Source organism: Burkholderia sp. MSh2, from assembly GCF_000731655.1.
GTDB classification, from domain to species: Bacteria; Pseudomonadota; Gammaproteobacteria; order Burkholderiales; family Burkholderiaceae; genus Burkholderia; species Burkholderia paludis.
The window spans coordinates 86,620-105,729 of record NZ_JPGM01000013.1 but is presented as its reverse complement, the minus strand read 5'-3'; the positions used below and the strand labels follow the sequence as shown (position 1 = coordinate 105,729).

17 protein-coding genes and 1 pseudogene are annotated in these 19,110 nt (G+C 59.7%); 5 read left to right on the top strand and 13 right to left on the bottom strand.

Annotation, left to right across the window (positions count from 1 at the left end; translation table 11 throughout):
* Positions 1–24: 24 nt before the first annotated feature.
* Positions 25–801 carry a cyclase family protein gene (locus GQ57_RS10300; protein ID WP_034197790.1) on the bottom strand — a complete coding sequence of 259 codons (777 nt, stop codon included), beginning with the start codon at positions 799–801 and terminating at the stop codon, positions 25–27.
* 105 nt (positions 802–906) lie between these two features.
* On the opposite strand from GQ57_RS10300, the gene GQ57_RS10295 reads away from it, so the two are divergent.
* Entirely contained in the window at positions 907–1,689 is a 783-nt protein-coding gene (locus tag GQ57_RS10295; protein WP_052001239.1) for an AraC family transcriptional regulator, read from the top strand.
* Between the two features lie 138 nt (positions 1,690–1,827).
* Here the strand turns inward: GQ57_RS10295 and GQ57_RS10290 are convergent, their stop codons facing one another.
* On the bottom strand, positions 1,828–2,355 hold the full coding sequence (locus tag GQ57_RS10290; RefSeq protein ID WP_063934566.1) for a hypothetical protein: 528 nt from the start codon (positions 2,353–2,355) through the stop codon (positions 1,828–1,830).
* 320 nt (positions 2,356–2,675) lie between these two features.
* Here GQ57_RS10290 and GQ57_RS10285 point away from each other — a divergent pair, with 320 nt between their 5' ends.
* Both GQ57_RS10285 and GQ57_RS39115 read left to right on the top strand, forming a co-directional pair.
* Positions 2,676–3,545 (top strand): S66 peptidase family protein, encoded by an 870-nt coding sequence (locus GQ57_RS10285; protein WP_031401721.1) that lies wholly within the window; start codon positions 2,676–2,678, stop codon positions 3,543–3,545.
* 720 nt (positions 3,546–4,265) lie between these two features.
* On the top strand, positions 4,266–4,550 hold the full coding sequence (locus GQ57_RS39115) for a hypothetical protein (RefSeq protein ID WP_081896639.1): 285 nt from the start codon (positions 4,266–4,268) through the stop codon (positions 4,548–4,550).
* Between the two features lie 68 nt (positions 4,551–4,618).
* Here GQ57_RS39115 and GQ57_RS10280 read toward each other — a convergent pair whose 3' ends face one another.
* From GQ57_RS10280 to GQ57_RS43660, 8 genes are all read right to left on the bottom strand, one after another.
* The gene (locus GQ57_RS10280; protein WP_034197789.1) at positions 4,619–5,164 is read right to left on the bottom strand and encodes a DUF4303 domain-containing protein; all 546 of its coding nucleotides are present in this window, start codon (positions 5,162–5,164) and stop codon (positions 4,619–4,621) included.
* 108 nt (positions 5,165–5,272) lie between these two features.
* On the bottom strand, positions 5,273–5,530 hold the full coding sequence (locus tag GQ57_RS39110; RefSeq protein WP_075123041.1) for a PAAR domain-containing protein: 258 nt from the start codon (positions 5,528–5,530) through the stop codon (positions 5,273–5,275).
* Positions 5,531–5,602: 72 nt separating this feature from the next.
* The gene (locus GQ57_RS10275; RefSeq protein ID WP_031401719.1) at positions 5,603–5,815 is read right to left on the bottom strand and encodes a hypothetical protein; all 213 of its coding nucleotides are present in this window, start codon (positions 5,813–5,815) and stop codon (positions 5,603–5,605) included.
* 138 nt (positions 5,816–5,953) lie between these two features.
* The gene (locus GQ57_RS10270) at positions 5,954–7,444 is read right to left on the bottom strand and encodes a hypothetical protein (protein ID WP_034197788.1); all 1,491 of its coding nucleotides are present in this window, start codon (positions 7,442–7,444) and stop codon (positions 5,954–5,956) included.
* Positions 7,441–9,642, bottom strand: a complete 2,202-nt coding sequence (locus GQ57_RS10265) for a T6SS effector phospholipase Tle3 domain-containing protein (protein ID WP_052001237.1) — start codon at positions 9,640–9,642, stop codon at positions 7,441–7,443. The genes GQ57_RS10270 and GQ57_RS10265 overlap by 4 nt, the downstream gene beginning before the upstream one ends.
* Positions 9,643–9,663: 21 nt before the next feature.
* Complete coding sequence (locus tag GQ57_RS10260) at positions 9,664–12,450, bottom strand: type VI secretion system Vgr family protein (protein WP_034197787.1); 2,787 nt, start codon at positions 12,448–12,450, stop codon at positions 9,664–9,666.
* A 66-nt stretch (positions 12,451–12,516) separates the two neighbouring features.
* A complete protein-coding gene (locus tag GQ57_RS41530) occupies positions 12,517–12,777 on the bottom strand; it encodes a hypothetical protein (protein WP_152603231.1) in 261 nt (86 codons plus the stop codon).
* Between the two features lie 492 nt (positions 12,778–13,269).
* A complete protein-coding gene (locus GQ57_RS43660; protein ID WP_235215046.1) occupies positions 13,270–13,767 on the bottom strand; it encodes an H-NS histone family protein in 498 nt (165 codons plus the stop codon).
* Here GQ57_RS43660 and GQ57_RS10250 point away from each other — a divergent pair.
* Both GQ57_RS10250 and GQ57_RS10245 read left to right on the top strand, forming a co-directional pair.
* Positions 13,745–15,235 (top strand): ISNCY family transposase, encoded by a 1,491-nt coding sequence (locus tag GQ57_RS10250; RefSeq protein ID WP_034197785.1) that lies wholly within the window; start codon positions 13,745–13,747, stop codon positions 15,233–15,235. The two genes, GQ57_RS43660 and GQ57_RS10250, sit on opposite strands and share 23 nt — an antisense overlap.
* A gap of 204 nt (positions 15,236–15,439) precedes the next feature.
* Positions 15,440–16,128 (top strand): annotated as a pseudogene (locus GQ57_RS10245) (helix-turn-helix domain-containing protein); the annotation flags it as partial.
* A 181-nt stretch (positions 16,129–16,309) separates the two neighbouring features.
* Here GQ57_RS10245 and GQ57_RS10240 read toward each other — a convergent pair.
* From GQ57_RS10240 to GQ57_RS10235, 3 genes are all read right to left on the bottom strand, one after another.
* Entirely contained in the window at positions 16,310–17,476 is a 1,167-nt protein-coding gene (locus tag GQ57_RS10240) for a porin (protein ID WP_031400749.1), read from the bottom strand.
* Positions 17,477–17,985: 509 nt separating this feature from the next.
* Entirely contained in the window at positions 17,986–18,132 is a 147-nt protein-coding gene (locus GQ57_RS44345) for a hypothetical protein (RefSeq protein WP_174923065.1), read from the bottom strand.
* Between the two features lie 291 nt (positions 18,133–18,423).
* The gene (locus GQ57_RS10235) at positions 18,424–19,092 is read right to left on the bottom strand and encodes a GntR family transcriptional regulator (protein WP_052007304.1); all 669 of its coding nucleotides are present in this window, start codon (positions 19,090–19,092) and stop codon (positions 18,424–18,426) included.
* Between the last annotated feature and the right edge of the window lie 18 nt (positions 19,093–19,110).

Below are 19,110 nucleotides of genomic sequence, written 5' to 3'. Positions count from 1 at the left end.
GGAAGCCAGTTCGAGGCGTGACGTTCAGGCGTCGATGACGGCGACGGGGCGCGCCCATCCGGCGGATCCCCGGGCCACCTTGACCGGGAGGGAGATCACATCGAAGCCGTGGGCCGGGAGTTGTTCGAGATTGGCAAGCTTCTCGATCTGGCAGTACGGCACGGTGCTGCCGGCGAAGTGTCCTTCCCAGATGATGGATGGATCGCGGGTCTCGTCGAATCGTTGCTTCGTGTAGCGGAACGGGGCGTCCCAACTCCAGGCATCGGTTCCGACGATGCGCACGCCTTGGCGGGTCAGATGCAAGGTCGCGTCCCGTCCCATCCCGCACCCTTTGTCGATGAAATCGTCGTGGCCGTAGCGTGCGCCGGCCGCGGTGTTCACGAGAACGATGTCACCGGCCTTGAGTGTGTGGCCGATACGGGCAAGTTCGGCGTCGATGTCGGCCGGCGTGACGACATATCCGTCCGGAAAGTGCCTGAAATCCAGTTTCACGCCAGGTCCGAAGCACCAGTCGAGCGGGATCTGATCGATGGTCAACGCAGGGGTGCCGTCGTCCTGATGCGATCGATAGTGGAACGGCGCGTCCATGTGCGTTCCGGCGTGCGTGCTCATCTGCACGAACTCGACGGCCCAGCCTTCCTCGTCGCGGAGCGCCGCCGGCTCCAGGCCAGGAAAGCAATCGGCCAGCTGGCGAGCGCCTTGCCGATGAAGGACGCGGTCGATACGCGGGAGAAATGCTTCGGGATCCGAGGCTATGTCTTCCTGAAGGGCGACGGACAAGTCGATGATTTTTTTGGACATGTTGGATGCTCGTGATGAGTGGGAGAGGGCGGGTGATTTACGTCAACCACGCACGCAGTTATGATCGATGATGTCTTTATCTGTGTAAATGCCGGTAATCGGACAATGAATATCGATATTGCGACGGGTACTCCCGTGACCAATCTGTTCGGCGAGGCTCCGGATCCGGTCTGGCTGCGTCGCGCGCGTTTCGGGCCGGAGATGTCGGTGCCGGCGCAGCGTCAGCCGTGGGGGCGGTTGCTGTTTGCCGTGTCCGGAATCGTAGAGTTCAGCATTGCGGGGGCGCGTTATCTGTCGCTGCCCGCGTATGCGATCTGGATTCCGCCTGAGGTCGAACATGAGTCGGTCACGACATCGGAGACCGAGTTTGTGGTCGTTCACCTCGCAAGTCACCGGTGTGTCGATCTGCCGGGGAATCCTTGTACGCTCGAGCTGAGCGAGGTCATCAAGACGCTCGTGTTCGATTTGACGAAGCGTGGCGTCGGTCATCCCCGTACGCCGGCGGATCGACGCATGGTCGAGGTTGTCATCGACCAGATGGTTGCCGCGGAGCGCTACTCGACGTATCTGCCGTTGACGGACGATCCGTTGCTGCTGCCGATCATCCGGGCGATCGAAGCCGACCCCGGCGATCGGCGTACGCTTGCCCAGTGGGCCGACCAGATCGGCTCGACCGAGCGCACGTTATCGCGGCGCTGGCGAAGCGGCCTGTTCATGTCGTACAACGAGTGGCGACAGCGGTTGCGGCTGGTCAGGGCCGTCACGCTGCTCGACGAAGGGGTATCCGTGAAGGCGGTCGCATATCAGCTGGGTTATCGAAATGCATCGGCTTTTATCGAGATGTATCGGCAGCGGATGGGCGTCAGCCCTGGAGGCAACCGGCGATGAATCGTCCGGGCGTGGCGGCCAGTATCGGGCGGGTAGGTGTGTCGGGCTGGCTTTTCCATGGTGCCATTGCGTCACGCAGATCACGGCGCATTCCATTCTGCACGCTATGCCGGCGACGTTACTCGGACGCTGCGCCCGCTATCGCTCGCGGACGGCTTGAGGTTGCTGCGGCTGTCTCTCGCACCATTCGGCAAGCCGGCGATGACGGTGCGCAAACAAATAGCCGAGGACACCGCGAATCAGCCATCGCTTGAAGCGCAACGGAAAACGTAGCTGATAGGTCAGCGTATCGGTGACCTCGCAGCCTCCTGGCACGTCGCGCAATACGCGCTCGTGGGTCCACGAACGCATGCTGAACATCGTCGATTCCTCGCGAAACTGCCGGCCCGGTTCGCAGCGCGCGATGGTGATGTCGTCATAGTCAATCGGCAGCACCCCGAACAGCAGGAACCAGCTGCGGCAGACCGGTACGCCGAGCGGGATCTCCTCGATGACTTTGCCTCGGATGGATGCCGGCACGGTCATGCGCAGGATTGGAAAAAGCTCGTCGTTGATGCCGGCTGGATCGGTGACCCGCTTCCAGACGGAATCGGCGCTCGCGCGGACGATGGACCGCCGCGTAACGGTATCGATCCGGGTATCCATCGGGGTATCGATCGACGACATTGTTCAGGCTCCAGTGGAAAAGAGTTCGGCGCCGCCTGGCGTCTTGCAGTGCATGGCAGTGCGTGCGCGCGGTGCAATATGATCGCATCCAGCTGGTTGGCTGATCAGGGATGGTTGTGAATTCACGAGGGTTTTGCATCCTCGCTCGAAAACGGTCGGCGAATTGACATTTTTGCTTCGCAGAGGGCGACGACTTCATTGTGCTCTACGACTCCGGCGATCGTGATTCCCGTGCGCTTGACGCCGCGTTGCAAGGCTGAGTCGTTAGCGGGCGGTGCGGGTATATTCAGCGAGTTCTCCATCGTCCAGGTAGCCATTCAATGGAATCACGACGCAAGACGGTGGGCGTGGTCGCGCCTGCTGGTGTTCCCGATCCGGAAAGCATCGCGTGTGGCATCGCGCTAGTTGAAAGCTGGGGCTTCGAAGTCAGGGCGGGCGCGCATCTCGGCAGCCGGTACCGTTATTTCGCCGGTACCGCCGAGGAGCGCGCAGACGACCTGCGGCGTACCCTGATGGATCCGTCGATCGAGATCGTGTGGCTCGCACGAGGGGGATTCGGGTGCGCGCATCTGCTCGAGCACTTACCCGACGAGATCGCGACGCCAAAGACGATCATCGGCTTTTCCGATGCAACGTCGCTGTTCTGCGCACTCGCAGATCGGCCCGGCGTGCGTTTGCTGCATGGTCCGACATTTCACAGTCTGGCGACTAAGGTCGACGATGCGACGCGCGCCGATATCCGCGCCGTGCTTAGCGGCGACGAACGCGCCGTACAGAACCTGCGGCACCTGTCCGGCGACTCCGGGGTGGTGCAGGGGCATCTGTGTGGCGGTAACCTGACGGTGCTGGCGAGCATCGCGGGTACACGCTGGCCGCTTCGCTCGCGCGACGCGATTGTGCTACTCGAGGACGTGACGGAATTCGGCTATCGGCTCGACCGAAGCCTGACGCAACTGCGACTGAGCGGTGCTTTCGACGGAGCTCGCGCGTTCGTGCTCGGGCAATTCACGCGTTGCCCGATTCCGGACGGCGCAGATTTCACGCTCGAGCAGATGCTGGTCGACGTACTGGGCGCCCTCGATCTGCCAATATATTCGGGCTTGCCGATCGGACATGAACACCGAAACATCACTTGGCAATACGGCAGCCAGGCTGTCATCGAGAACGGTGCGATCCGGTTCGACGCATAGAGCCGGATTACTTGCTCGATCGTGCAGTTCGGCACTTCGGTGAGGTGGCCGGGAACCAAATTACTTGAACAGACGGATATCGTCCGTTTAAGTAATTTGGTTCCTGCCGTTTTTGCATGGATCGGGCGTTTTATCCTATTATGGGAATAATTTTTCTTTATAAAATTCTTGGAGAAATTGTTCCTTCGCCGTACGAGAAAAGCAATTTTGTAACTTTCACGCCCTCCTGACACATCGCGGAGGGGGCGGACTTGCTTTCCCGTCAAACGGTTCTATTCTTTAATAGTTATCTGCCCCTCTAGCTTCGGTAATCGCCCAGTCGGGGATTTTCCATGGAAGCAGACGGTGTTGATGACAGCTTGCGTTATTCTCGCCGGATCTGCTTGCTTCAGTACGGCCACAATCTGTTCGATCGAAAAGCGCTTCCGTTTCATGGCAAACCACCTCCTGGTTCAGGGTCAAGTTTGCCGTAAAACTCGCTCTCAGATTGGTCCAGAATTCCTAAAGCGGATCAACCCAGACATCACACCATGCTGATTCGCAAACAGGGACGCCTAGTCAAGTTGGTGCGCATCGAACCGTCGAAAGGGGCCGGCGCAGTCGCGCGATCGCGGCCTGGCGGCCGCGGAGTACGTCGGGTCGTTTCGTATCGACGAGCCATTACCAGCGGAGTTGCTCGACGAGCTATCTCGCGATGAGCGCAGAACGCTCGCATGCTGGATGTTTCTCTATCGAGAAGATCAGGCCCGTGCGCGAGCCATGCCGGTTCTTGCCGGCGCCCCGCAGCAATTCGAAGCGATTGTGGCTGCACTCGAAGCTGCAGTGGATACTTTGTCGGTGGAGGATGCCGACCATCTTTGGGTGCAATTGCAGGCAATCGCGCGCATGCTGAAACGGGCAGGGCACGCGCGGCCACGCGCTGCGCGCCGACCGACGTCATCGGCACCCGGTCAACGAGATTTCTTCTGTGAAGCCGACGAGTTCACGCATCCTGCTGATCAGTAAATGACCGTCGGCACCACACCTTGCCGTTTGCAAAATCCCGTCAACATCTCGTGTCGGCCTTTCTGCCTCTATTCGTAGCGTTTGATAAAGCGATCGAATACGGCAGGAGCATTCAGGACCTTGGCGGATTCGTTCTCCAGTTGCACGGCGCCGTCGTCATCACTGATCGAGACGAACAGCGTGAATTTCTCGCGCTCCGCCCCCGTACCGAACAACCCTTCCTGATCGAGCAGCCTGAGTGCCTCGATCATGTCGTGTTGAAGGTCTTTGAAAAACTCGCCGAACTTGGCTTCTTGAAATTTCGGACTCAGTACCGTATCGGCCAGCCTCTTGCAAAGCGAATTGAACGAATCTGCTTCGGCTGATTCATATGGCCACTCGGCGGGCGCCCATGTAAACTCGGGCGCATCCTCATCTTCACCGACCTCCATCTGTTCGCGGACCCGCTTCAGCCCTTCATCAGAATTTGCGGCCGGCACGACGGTCATCGCACCACCGTCAGTGAAGAGTGCAAACGCGTAAAAGCGCTCGTTCGGGTGTGCCGCCAGAAGGGCTCGATATGTCACTCGCGCCGCGTCTGCAATCTCCCGCGCGAAGTCAGGAAACACGCTCATATTGATCTCTTGAGGTGCGACTTTCGCCCGTAGTGGCCGCGCGAGACCAATAGCGCGAACACCGGGTCGTTGTGGTCGGAACAGGCGGTCGGCACCTGTGTGGTGAGCCTACGTTCGCCCGGACGTAGGGAGGGATGTGATCAGCACTGCACCGCACGAAGTCTTGTGACCGTCGAACGATGCGAAGCTTCCCTCGACGTCGAACGCCGTATCGCCCTCAACGATCACACACTCTCCATGGATCGGGCAGGTGCAGCGATCGCCGATTCTCGCGACCGGTCGCCCCATGACCTCGCTGTTCGGTGCACCAGACTCGACACGGCCGCCGTGACTGTGCACGTCTCCTACCCGAATCACGCCGCGCATAAAAGCTCCTACTCCTGGTTCAAGCTCGGCGCGGATTCTGCCTACAATCCCGTCGAACTATCAACGTCACGATCATCTACGGACTTCGGCCTGATTGACAGATCTGCGCGCTCGGAATGCATTCACGAGCCCCACAACGATAAGGATCAGTCCGATCGCCGCCATCAGGACTGCGACGATGACAATAAATGAAACGTCGTCCATCGTGATCCCAAGCTGATCGAACACACCGATGGCCAGGGATATGCAAAAGACCGAGAAGAGGCCGAATCCCGCGACAAGCATCCCGGCACCCCACGCCAAGAAACGGTGAGGGCGAGACTGTTTGTACACCCCCGAATTCATACTTTCCCCGCGAGCCGAAATAGCCGGCGGTGCCGATCTACGCGACACCGAATCGGACAAGCGCCTTCGGCTGCGCCTCTAAAAGGTATAGCCCTGTTCGTAGCGGCTGTAGTCGATGTCATGGCGTTTTCCCCACCAAGGTAGAAAGGCCGATCCGCCGCCACGTGCGCGGAACCACGGCGCTTTCGGATCAACCGAATTAAGCTTTGTCGGAGGCGCAACGACGACTGCCGTTGGGTGATCGGCATCGGTTGTGCCGGCCACTAACGTATTGCCGCCGAGATGATTCGCACGACCGATGGCTAGTGCCACGTCGGTCAGCGCGGTGCCGGCGCCCATCTCGCCAAGTAACGCCGACGTGTTGAACGTCTGCTTCTGGTAATCGTACTCGGGTAGAACTTCCGTCAACGTCTGTGACAGCGCGCTGAGACGGGCGGACGCGGCGTCACTGCCCTTGCCGGCGTCATGAATGACATAGTGCAGGTCCGTAGTCGTCACTCCGGCGTTGTGGGCCGCCTGGTCAATGGTCGATTTCCACGCCTCGACACTGCGTGTCGTACCCGCTTTCTTCTCGAAGTCGTTCACGTTCCCAACAGCAGCGCGACCAAGCCACGCGAGTGGTTCGCGGTCGGTCTTGAAATCGGGCCCCGTGAGCACCAACAGCACCATGTTCTCGTTCATCTGCCCATCTTTGGGCGGGAAGCTCGGCGCGTCCCAGTTCATCACCCAAACGCTTTGGTCCGGATGGGCCTGCAAGAAGTCGAGAGCGCGGTTAAGCGAGGTAAATCCAGCGTTTGGACCGCCGGAAGTGATATGAACATCCGGAGGGACGTCTTTACTCCATAGATCAGGTGCATCCGGATTTCCAATCTCGAACATCGAAACGAAGTCTTTTACCAGGAATTTCTTCGACGCTTCTGGATCAAGACGATTGTCTGGAATGGCGAACTCAATATGCGTGCCAGCCAATTCGCGCCATTCCTTTGGATTCTTCGAATGGACGGTGTAAAAATACACCGGGCTCATGACGTAGATCTCGCCGAACAGGCTGAGGAGCTGATCGACGTATTTTTCATAAAAACCACTGAACGTTTCTCGCCCGTTGTTGCCATCGACAACACCAACGATCGGTTGCAACGTGGTGAACTTTTGCGGCTCGGCCTTAACCATATCGTCATGCTCGTTCGGCTTGACGAGTCCCAAGGTCCATAGCAATTGCCATTCAGTCGGGTAGTCCCGGCGCTGGAGTGGGTTTAGCCATGCGAGACCGACCACCTGTGCACGAAACGGCTTGCTCTGAGCCGGTGCTACGGCAGCAGCGGGAATCGCCTCCGGAGGCGTCGCCTTGGGCGTACGCGACTTCGTGAAAGCGACACTGAGCGCCACAACTGCCACGATGAAAAGGATCGGCAGCACGAACAATTGCTTCATTAATTCCCCAGGGGTCAAGGTTTGACCGGCAACATGAGTCGAATAGTAGAGCGAAACCGTTGCCACGCCAAAGGCTATCAGCAGGAGTGCCGCTACCGTGCCGATCCTGCGTGGCCATTTCGAAAGCAGCGTGCTCATACGAACTTGGCCACATCGAGCATCCACGACGGATCCCGCTCGTCCGAGATGCGTTTTGGCATCGCGGCATCCGGGTCGCTCGTGATCCAACGCGTCAAGAATTGATCATTCATTTTTCCTCGATTGAAGTACTCCGAATACTTCTTGTGAGGATTGCTGCTGTCGAGACCATTTCCAAAGCGCCAATCAGCCTCAATGCGCAATTCCGCCCAATCTTGCGACGTCAGCCGACACACGCCGATCGCCACATCATAGGCGAGTGCCTTTTCAGCGTGCATCGGGTTCGTCATGGTTATCGAGTGATTCGTCGGGTTATTCTTCTCAGTACTCTTGAGGTAGGCCGTAACCGTGCTATTCGCATATCGCGTGCGATCATCGGCTGCGTTGTAACCCGGTGTTTCCGAGATCACGCTGCCGTTCGGATCGAACATCGGACCGTCTGCGTCTTGGTCGCGGCGAGCGGTTTGACGCACGATCGCGTGCATCTCGTATCGAAGCCCGGCTTCACTTGCTGCATTGCCTTCTGCCGGTGCAGACCCATCATATTGGTCAATCGCGTCTCCTCCGCGCTTGTTCACCGCGGCCTTGTTCATATCTCGGTCCGAAGCAGGCGGGTCGTTGCCTTCGTTGAAGAAACTCACCGCCTTGTCGCCGTCCTTCACTGCCTGGATCGGGTATCCGTTCTTGATTGCCACCGGCTCGAATGGTTGGTCGAGCTTCGGTGCATCACATGGTACGGTCCACCCTTTTGGGGGAACGGCATTGACCGGGAATTTTTTCCCAAAAATATTGATTATGTTGATGCCGTCGCGATACTGGAAATCCAAAAAACGGCCGAGTGATTTGTACTTCCCGAGCGCTCGTGTCAACGAGAGCTTGATAGGCGGTGATGGGGGAAACCAGAATCCAGGCGTTGCTCCTTTCTGATAGCGCCAATCATCCTCCCAGTAACGATAAACCTGTTTCGCATCTTTGCCGATCGTGAAGCCAGACGCAAATACCCGCTGTACGAGCACGTTGGTCCCACCTGCAGCCTCGACCTCATCACTCGACATGCCGCGCCATCCTATGCCCTGAACGGTGGTGGCCGAAATCACTTGATCATGTGGGCAGCAATACAACGTCACGCGTCCCGATGTGAATTTCTTGGCGCCGCCGGTGACCCCGTGAGCTTCGCGATCCGCTTCGGCAGAGAACGGTTTGCCATTGGCCGACGGGCGCGAGTTTGCCATCTCCTTGTCGATTTCCTCGGGGGACATCTCGCATCTCGGGCGCCATCTGATGATGTCGAAAAACTCCTTCAACGTCGCCATGCGAGCGAAATAGGTCTCTCGACCGTGCTCGCCGTAGACGTTCTGAATGCCGCGCTGCGCCCAATTGTCCGGCGCGAGCTTCCCGACAACGCTGTAAGGCGGGTTAGCAAGCACGTATGCATCGGCGACGCATTCACCCTGTTTGCCCTTTCCATCGGTGACGGGAGGCATGCGGTCACCGAGAAATGCGGCTGCCAGCCCGACAATGTTGCCTTGGCTGTGGCACACCACCGTGATTGGACAGTCAGCTTGTTTCTTTCGAATCGACTCGATCAGCTTGGCGAGTCGCAACGCAGCCATGACGCCATAATGGCGCTCTGGAGTCGCGTAAACTTGTCGTGCATCGACGGGATTGAGCGCCTGGATTGTCAAACTCAGGAACAGGCGATCATTGATGCCTTTGTTCCACAGATCAGGCAGGCTTGAGCAGCCGTTCGCAAACGGACCACCCCCCCAGTAGTTTTGCTCGTTCAGAAACACGTTCCCGCCGTACTTTTTCAGGTCTTCCTTGTCGGCTTTGTAGCCCCATCGGAAGTGAATTACCGGTGAGTAGGACGGATCGGGTTTGATGTAGGTCTGTGGAGCCATGTTCGGATTAATGTAGCCATCCGGCGTCAGGCTGTCGATATAGCTGACTGGAGTAAGCTGTCCTGCTTCCGGACCCTTGTGCGCCATCTGATCGTCGAGCCGAGCGAGTCGACGGTTGAGGCCCTTGCACAGTCCAGCCTCCGCAGCGTTAAACCACTCGCCTTCGGAGTTGACGCCGTGCACAAAAATCACGACGCCTGGCAGCGGCATTGGTTTGACCGCGACGAGTTCCTTCTTCTTGTTCGGCAGCACCGTACCCTTGGCAGTGGCTGCTGGCGTGCGTTGTGTAGTTGCCATGACCCGTACCCTGTCTCTCGGTTATGCATCTTTCTTGAAGAACTTCACGACGACCTGTTCGAACTGATTGTGGTCGATCGGAGCCATCGTGCCCGCGCTGTCCGTCTGGCCATTCACGATCTCGCCCGACGCCTTGTGGACCTCGCCGACATATCCTTCGATCGGATTCCCATCGGAGGCTCGCACCAGTTTCGGCACGCGCCCGAGCGGCGCATGATCGAACTTCGGCATGTCCGTGCTCATGCTGGCCGGCCCTTGCCATGAGTGCCCGGCGGACTTCACGGTGAACTTGCCCGGGCACCCGAGCTCGATGTCGCTGCCGTGCAGCTTCAGGTAGGCACCGCCAGACGTCGTGAAGACCACCTGGTCGTTCGCCATGCCGGTGATCTTGCCGTCGGCCGCCGTGAACTGAATGTTCTTCGCGGAATCGATCTGTGTGTCGTCGGCCTGGCTTTGCAGCGTAACCTTCCCCTGGTTCGCAATCGCCGATACGCCATCGCTGTGAGCGAACATCGCAACGCCGCGCCCGCCGTGCAGGTTGATGCGCTGGCCGCTGGTCAACTGGACGTGCTGCTGCGCGACCTGGTCGATGTTTTCGCCCGCGTACGTCACGTGGGTCTTCGGGGTGATCGCAACGGACCCGGCCTGCGCACCGAAAGCCATCAGCGCTTGCGAGCCGCCCGCGGACCCGGCCCCAGCTCCGGTGCTCGATGTTCCGCTGGCGGGCGTCCAGCCCTTGAACGCGGCGGCGACAGCCTGCTGGCCGGTGGTGTCGGTTGCTTGCCCGCCGTGTTCGCCCGCATAGTCTCCGAGGGACTTGAACAACTCGGTGCACTCGCCGAGCAGCTGCAGTAGCTCGTCACGATCAAGCTGGCCGCCACTTGCCTGTGAGCGGGCATACGTCGTGAGCAAGATGCCTTGCGCTGCACGCAGCGCGGCGGCCGCGTCGGTACGCAGCTCGGCACCTTCGCCGCGGTCAGTACCTTGGCCGTCTTGGCGTGGTTGCGTCAGGTAACCCAGATTGAGCTGCGAATGTGCATGCTCGCTCGCCAACTGGCTGGAAATCTGGCCAGGCGTGTCGTCGAGCCGCAGCTGGTTATAGCGCTGCCCCTTGATTTCCTTCGTCTTGATGCCCGACACATATCGGTTGCCGGGCAGCGAACCGGTGTGCGTGAACGCTGCCGGCGGATTCGACCCGTTACCCAGGACCGCGATGATCACCAACCGGTCGGGATCCCCTCCGATCGCGCCGAGCAGCACCTCCATGCCAATGCGCGGTAGAAACGACGCCCCGAACTGCGTGCCCGCAAGGCTTGATGCCACTCGGATCGGCGCGCTGTCTCCGGCGTTGTCGTTCGTGCCGGCTCCTTGTGCGTGCGAGTGGTCGGCGGGGTCCAGGCCTTGGATTCGCACGTAGACTCGCCCGAGCTCGTCGGTCACCACCTCGTCGCCGTCGCGCGTGACGATGACGCCCGTGAGCAGATGGACCGGTGGGAGATCGATCTTCGGATCGTACGCGGGGGTAATCGGGACGCCGCGGCGCACACACGTGAATGTGTTCTCGTAACGCGTATCCGATTCGGTGGAGGAGGGCGCGAACTGGGCCGGCGAAGGCGATACAAGGTTCTTGCTCGCCGCGAAGAGCTGTTGCACGCGTTCGGTTAGCCCCTTCGGCAGGTTGTTCGAGACGTCGTGACGAATCGACGTGATGACGAACTGGCGCTTGTCGGCCGATTGCATGTCCAGGTCGAGGTCACCCGTCAACGTGATCCAGGTGCCGACCGTGAGATCTCGAACGCCGCTCGCACCGTCGTACTGTTCCGCTTCGAATTGGTGAGCCAGCATGCGCGAGAGCGTCAGGCGATCGTGATCGTCCCACGAGTCGCCTGCATGCGGCACATCGATCGCGACGTCGGTCAGGAGTTTCGCCAGATCGTTGCCGGCGTCGCCCTGGTCGACGTCGCTGGCCACGGACGACTCATCGATACGGGCCTTTTTGTAGTCCCATGACGGGCGGCTGGTCGCGCCCGGCACCAGGCGCGCGTGCAGCGCGAACAGGGTGACCGTATCGCGCTCTTCGGTACCAGCATCGCGTGGGTGAAGGCGCACCGTTCCCGCCGGTGCCTCCTGCAACGAATCGGGATTGTCGCAACAGACCAGGGTATGGACAGGGGTATCGCCTTCGGCGCTCGTGCTGCCGTTTGCTCGCCCGGCCTTGACGAAGATCGAAATTCCTTCGCGACGTAACAAGCGCCGCACAAACGCCGCGTCCGACTCGTTGACCTGGCGGGTCAATTCTCGGGCCGGATAGCGTTCGCGATTCAGAAATGACAGATTGAACTCGAAGGCACGCGCGAGAGCAGGGCTACGCTGGCGCCATTCGTTGAACATTACCGTGAGGACGTCAACGACACTCTGCTTGCGGAAGACGCGCGAGTTTGTCCGTTTGTCCATCAGAGATAAGGCGTCGCAGACGGTCAGCTGGTAGACGCACAGCTCGCCGTCGCTTTGCCCGATCTGCACGTTCTGCACAATCGCGTTGATTGTCTGCAGCTGGCCGCGGTCGGTCACCAGTCGCAATGAGATAGGCACCCCGATGAACAGCTTGGGCGGTAGGTCGTGTCTTGTCGATACGCACGTGAGATGCCCATTGATGCCGGTCATCAGCCCCTCGTGAACGTTTGCGTGCTGGAGCGCTAGCAAGCGCCCCAAGGTCCCTTGCAATCGCCCGAAATTCAATGCGACCGGGCGCCGATTCCAGTCAACCGCGCCCGACGCGAAGCTACTGAGTGTGTCGCCGATGCTCACTTCAGCCCTCTCTATTTCTTGTTTAAATCTGGCAAACCACTACGCCAGCCGCTATATCGTCAAGCGTCACGCGATATCACCGCGCGGCACGAAGTGCCAGCACCCGGCTTCGGGGTCGTACAGCGCTAACTGTTCAGCGTCTTCCACTGGTACAACTATCGGCTTGACAGCGTCGAGTGCCGCGACCGCTCGCCGGAGCGACGCTTCAGCAACGGCCGGTGCCGCCATCCACTGTCGAGCGTTTTCGAGCGCGTATTCCCAGGCGAACAGGCCTGCAGACTCGTACAAACGGTCCAGCACCGACCAGGTCTCCGCTTCAATTGCCATTGCTGGACTGGATCGTGTGTTCAGGCGCCACCGTGCAGCCTGGTCGCGGGCGGCCCGTATAAGTAGCCCGTCCTGGTTTCCAACGAGCCGATTCTCGTGCGCAAGCCACGCCACGTGAATGGTGAGCGGCCGCTGTCGAAACCTCCCAGAGTAGAAGACGCTGGCCGGTAGCCGGCTCGACATCAGTACTGCTTCGACGGTCCCCGATGCCCGACGCTGCAGGAACACCATCTCCAGTAACGCATCGAACGGCGAAAGAAAGCAACGCACCGCCGGTCCGAACCGAGAACAATCGGCTAGCACGGACGAGACGTCTACCTCCGCAGCCTTCGCGAGAACGGTAGACCAGGTGCGCGGTATTTGCCGTCCTCATATCGTTGAACGGTTGTGCCGCAATGCTCAAGAAAACGTGCGGAATTTAGCTATTAGATCATATGATAATTTGGTCAAATCATTCCAGGCGGCCTGTTCAAGTCAGAACGTCAAGCATTGTTACGTCGCTCTGGGGGGCCTTTGATCCCCTTGCGTTTTTTCGGTTAGGCGCCTCAAGCCTGATATGGCTTTTTCTTGCGGCCCCAAATAAAACGGCGGGGTATCGTCACTCGTGTCGTCCTGTTCGCCCGATGCCGCGGTGCGGCGTCGACCGAAAATCTGATCGGGAGTATTGCCGTACGCTGCGATTTGCTCCCGGATCGAGCCAATGATGGCGTCCAGTTCGGCGGGTCGTGCGTTTTCCGCTTCCCGTGCGAGCGCATCAGCTTGCGAATCGTGACGTTGCCGACTCCAGTCATGATCTTGATATCGGTGATCAAACTCGTTCGGAATTCTTAATTTGACATAATCATAGTTATCGACAATTTTGGTTGTAGCAGCTAGATTGAAATGTCCGCTTTTGGCTACATAGAAATGTCCGCTTTCGTGCCACGTAAGCTGTTCGGCCGCCGGGTGTCCGGCGCCGGAGGCTGCGATGGCTGCAACGGAGCGGATCACGATGACGATGCGCGAGCTGGACCGATTCAAGGTCATCCAGGATGTGGCGGATGGCAAGCTCAAGCCGTGGCGTGCAGCGGAACGGCTGGAATTGACGACCCGGCAGATTCGCCGGTTGGTCGCCCGGCTTCGGGAACACGGCGCGGCGGGTTTGGTATCGGGACACCGATCGAAGCCCGGCAACCGTCGCCTGGACCCAGGAGCCGCCGACCGGGCACTGTCGATCATCCGCGATCGCTACGCCGATTTCGGGCCGACGCTGGCTTGCGAGAAGCTCTGGGAGTGCCACGGCATTCGGCTGGCCAAGGAGACGGTCAGGAAGCTGATGACGGAGGCTGGTTTATGGGTGCCGCGCCGGCAGCGACCGCCGAAGGTTTATCAGCCGAGAGCGCGCCGGGCGTGTCTGGGCGAGCTGATCCAGATCGACGGCAGCGACCATCGATGGTTCGAGGAACGCGCGCCGGCCTGCACGCTGCTGGTGTACGTGGACGACGCGACGAGCCGGCTGATGATGCTGCACTTCACGCAGACCGAATCGACCTTCAGCTACTTCGAAGCGACGCGCGCATACATCGAACGTCACGGCAAGCCGGGGGCGTTTTACAGCGACAAGGCCAGCGTGTTCCGCGTCTCGACACCGGGCAAGACTGGCAATCGCGTGACACCGTTCGGCCGCGCGATGTACGAGCTGAACATCGACACGTTCTGCGCGAACAGCAGCTCGGCCAAGGGGCGTGTCGAGCGAGCGCACCTGACGTTGCAAGACCGATTGGTCAAGGAGATGCGATTGCGCGGGATCAACACGGTGGCCGACGCCAACGCTTACGCGCCCTCCTTCATGGCCGCCTACAACGCGCGCTTCGCGAAGCCGCCGAAGAGTGACTTCAATGCGCATCGGATGCTACGGGCCGACGAGAGTCTGGACCTGGTGCTGACGTGGCGCGAGCCGCGGAAAGTAACGAAGTCGCTGACGGTACAGTACGACCGGGTGATGTACTTGCTGGAGGACACGCCGGAGAACCGGAAGCTGATCGACCGTCAGATCGAGGTGTGGGAGTACCCGGATGGGCGGATTGAACTCCGTGCTGACGATCGCGTGCTGCGTTGCCGGCAGTACGATCGTTTGGCTAAAATCGATCAGGGTGCCGTCGTCGAGCACAAGCGTTTGAGCCATGTGCTGCAGGTCGCGCAAGCGCTTCAGGCGCAACGCGATAACAGCCGAATCGGTAAAGCCCCGTCCAGAACACACCGAGGCGACACGACCCGAACCAATCGAAACGAGGCTGAGCCGGGTAAGAAGAAGCAACGCAAGATCACACAGGCCGACGTCGAGCATGTGATCGTGGATCTGGCGCAACGTCGGCAAACCGCAAAGCCGCCAAACAAACCTGGCCGTCGGTCTGCAAAAGCTGAAGATACAAACGCAAGCGCCCTGCCCGTTCAGGCGCCGACCTTCGACACTGCGTAACGGTTAAAGCGAGGAAAGAGACGCAGCAAAACCGACCTTAAAACCGGACATCTCTAAATGGCTGGAAGGTGGACATCTGAATCCGGGTATGACATTGGTTGTAGCGGCTAAGTTGTAATGTCCGCTTCTGGCCAAGTTCAAATGTCCGCTTTTCGATCCATCGTAAGCTGATCGGTCGCTGGGAATCCAGCGCCGGAGGCTTCGATGGCTGGAACGGAACGGATCACGATGACGATGCACGAGCTGGACAGATTCAAGGTCATCCAGGCCGTCGCGGACGGCAAGCTTCAGCCGTGGCGTGCGGCCGAGCGACTCGGGCTGACGACGCGGCAGATTCGGCGGCTGGTCGGCCGATTGCGTGAGCACGGGCCGCAAGGTCTCGTGTCGCAACGGCGCGCGAAGCCCAGCAACAATCGATTGGATAGCATGACGGCTGACCGCGTGCTGTCGATCATCCGGGATCGCTACGCGGACTTCGGCCCGACGCTGGCCTGCGAGAAGCTGTGGGAATGCCACGGGCTGCAGGTGTCAAAGGAAACGGTCAGGAAGCTGATGACGGACGCTGGGCTCTGGATTCCACGCCGGCAGCGACCGCCAAAGGTTTATCAGCCGAGAACACGCCGGGCCTGCCTGGGCGAACTGATCCAGATCGACGGCAGCGACCATCGATGGTTCGAGCAACGCGCGCCGGCCTGCACGCTGCTGGTGTACGTGGACCGGCAATCGCGTAACGCCGTTTGGTCGAGCGATACACGCGTTGAACATCGACGCATTCAGCGCGAACAGCAGTTCGGCCGACGACCTTGCAGGATCGGCTGGTGAAGGCGTTGAGGCTGTATGCCATCAGCACGGTCGTGGAGGCCAACGCTTACGCGCCCTCCTTCATCGCCACGTAAAACGCGCGCTTCGCGAAACCGCAGCGCTGAACCGGTGGCGTAGCGCGTTTCATCCCGCTACCGCCACGCCACCGCAGAGCTGCACATGATTTACTGCATGATGCATGCCGGTCCGGTCCCCGCTTGCAAACTGCCTCAAATCACGGGATCTCGTCGGATCGCGACGTCGGGCCGGCGATCAGAAGCTGTGTTGCATGCCAATGTTGACCTGAACCTGGTTGCCGCCCGATGCCGTGTTGCCAAAGTCAGCGGCCGACGCCTGAGCGCCCAACGCATGGACATAGGCCCCCATGGCGTAAACCGCGGTCCTCTTCGATAGCGAGTACGTCGCACCCAGTGACACCTGGTTGATCGATGCCATCGTGCGGCCTGCTGCTGCTTGCGTGGGCGTGGCGGCGGAACCGTAGACATACGTGTACCCGGTGTCCAGCGACAGCGCCGGCGTTACCTGGTACTGCAGGAGCGCACCGAGTACGTTGAAGTGGATCGACGGCTGGCCGTTGTTGCCTTGGTACTGAGCGTTCGAGTAGCGCAAGCCAGCCGTATAGGGGCCAACCTGGTATTGAGCGGCGACTTGAGCGATGCCCGCGCTCTTGAATGCATTGCCGCCGTTGTAGCCCGAACTCGGATAGCCCAGCGCACCGCCGAAGCCCGGTTGTGCCGTTGCGTTCAACCACCCGTTCTCACCCTGGTTCGCAGCATGGAAGTAGCCGCCGGCGACCGTCAGGCCACCTTGGGCGTAGTTCGCCGCCACCGACCACGATTGCCCCGAACCCATCGCGCCGGCAACACCGCCGAACGAGTACGCGCCTTCGGCCTGGAAGCCGTTGATGATCGGCGAAATGTACTTCACGGCGCTGTTCTGGTTCGTCGTGTTGTCGTTGTTGTCCACATCGCCCGGGGTTGAGAATGCCGACGCCGAAATGGCGTCGCCCGTCAGGCCCTGGACCATCTCCGTCACGGCGTCGAGCTGGCGCCCCATTCGCAGGGTACCGTACCGGTCGGACGTGAGGCCTACGTAAGCCTGGCGGTTGAACAGCGAGCGCGTGGAGCCAATGGGCCCCTGCCCGTTTATGCCGCCTGTCCCGATGTTGAAACCATTTTCGATCTTGAATACAGCCTTGAGGCCGCCGCCAAGGTCTTCCTGTCCCTTGAGGCCCCACTTGTTCGAACCCGAGGCGCCGCCATCGAGGCCGAACCGATCGTGGCCATTGATGTTCGACGTGTAGCCGATACCTGCATCGAGCATCCCGTACAGGGTGATCGACGACTGTGCCATTGCAGCCGACGATGCGGCAAAGGCGGAAACAGCCATAACGCTGACTTTGATTTTTTTGTTTTTCATCGGTATTTCACTGTCAGGAGTGGTTTCGAGATTGATGGAAACGGGTTTTGTTGTATTCGAATGCAGATGACGGCGCACGGCCTGCGCGTTGTCTCGGTCGCAGCAGTCGGCGTCAGATTCGTTCAATCGGCATATTTAAATTCAATAAATTCGTCCTCCTAAAATTGACCCGAAGGGAGGGACCACACGTCTCGATCTATCCGGCACTCCCCCGGTTGTAACAGGCGCGGCGCCCCTGCCTGGGCGACAACCGCTCCCTTGCTGCCATTGCCGTTCCAGCTATACAGCGCCGTGAATCGATACAGTACCGAGTCCCGCGAAGCTCGTGACGACGAAACCGGAGCACGCGCCAACTGCAATTGAATAGCCGGAATTACCGGCCTCCACTGGAGGTTGGTTGGGCGTCCGGTTCAGCCGCCGGCGAAGTACGCGGCGCTTTTCGCCAGACGCCAATGCAGCCGGGTTGCACTTTGCAGGCAGAAAAACCATATCAGGAACATAATTTTTCGTCAAAATTTGTTAGATATAAGTTTATCTTTTTTGATAGCGTTGCCATCACGCGAAATCAATGCAAGGCGCGACAGAACGCCGGGCACTTCATGCCGCTGCGCGCCTTCTCGTCTGGCCGATTTGAACTCGCTGCTATCGATAACCACGATCGCTCGCGTGGACAGCTTCAGGTCATGGCATGACATCGCGAAGCGTCGGCATGCATTGCGAATGCCCTCCCCGTTGCTGTGCCTGAACCGGGCAATGGTGTCGAAATCCGGTGCGAACCGACTCGATTCCAGCCCTCGCCTTCGACAAAACGCCCTCGCCTTGCATCGGCACGGGCAGATTCAGCCCAGGTGATCGCGGACGTTTTCACCCGGCCTCGGCGAATGGGAGACGGCCGACGGGCTCGAACAGTTCATCGTCAATCGATCCTTGAAATTTCGCACGCGGCGCTAGCTTTTGTCTCTGCCCGCCCGGGATTCGCGAAGTGCGCCCTGCATGACGACGCCAGCCGCTTCGATATGCGCTCTCGTCAGGCGCTTGGCGGTACGCCGGTCGCGAGCAAGCACGGCATCCAGGATTTCGACATGTTCCGCAGAGGAAACGGGCTGGTACCGCTGTAGTTGCCAAACGAGCCTGAGATAGCGATCGGTCTTGCGCCAGATCGCTTCGAGGGTCTCCAGCAAATGCCGTTTGCCGCTTGCCTGGTAGATGGCCCGATGAAACGCCCAGTTATCGAGCGACCAGTCTTCCAGCTCGTGGGCGTCCGCGTCGCGCGTGAGAATCGCGCGTGCCGTGGCCTCGTCGGCGGCGCCGAACGAATCGATGGCGGAATCGAGCGCGAGCAACTCGAGCACAACCCGCATTTCCGTCAGCTCCGATGCTTCGGCCGACGTCATCGCCGAAACGAACGCCCCTCGGTTCGGCACGATCGTCACGAACCCGCTCGCCTGCAATTGCACGAACGCCTCCCGCACCGGGATATGGCTTGTTCCAAATTCCTTCGCGATCAGATCCTGGCGCAACTGCGTTCCGGGCACCCAGGTTCCGTCCGTGATGCGTTCGCGCAGGCGATCGGCCAGACCGCTCAAAGAAATCTTGCTATCGACTGATTTTTTCATTTTAATATATTAAACCGA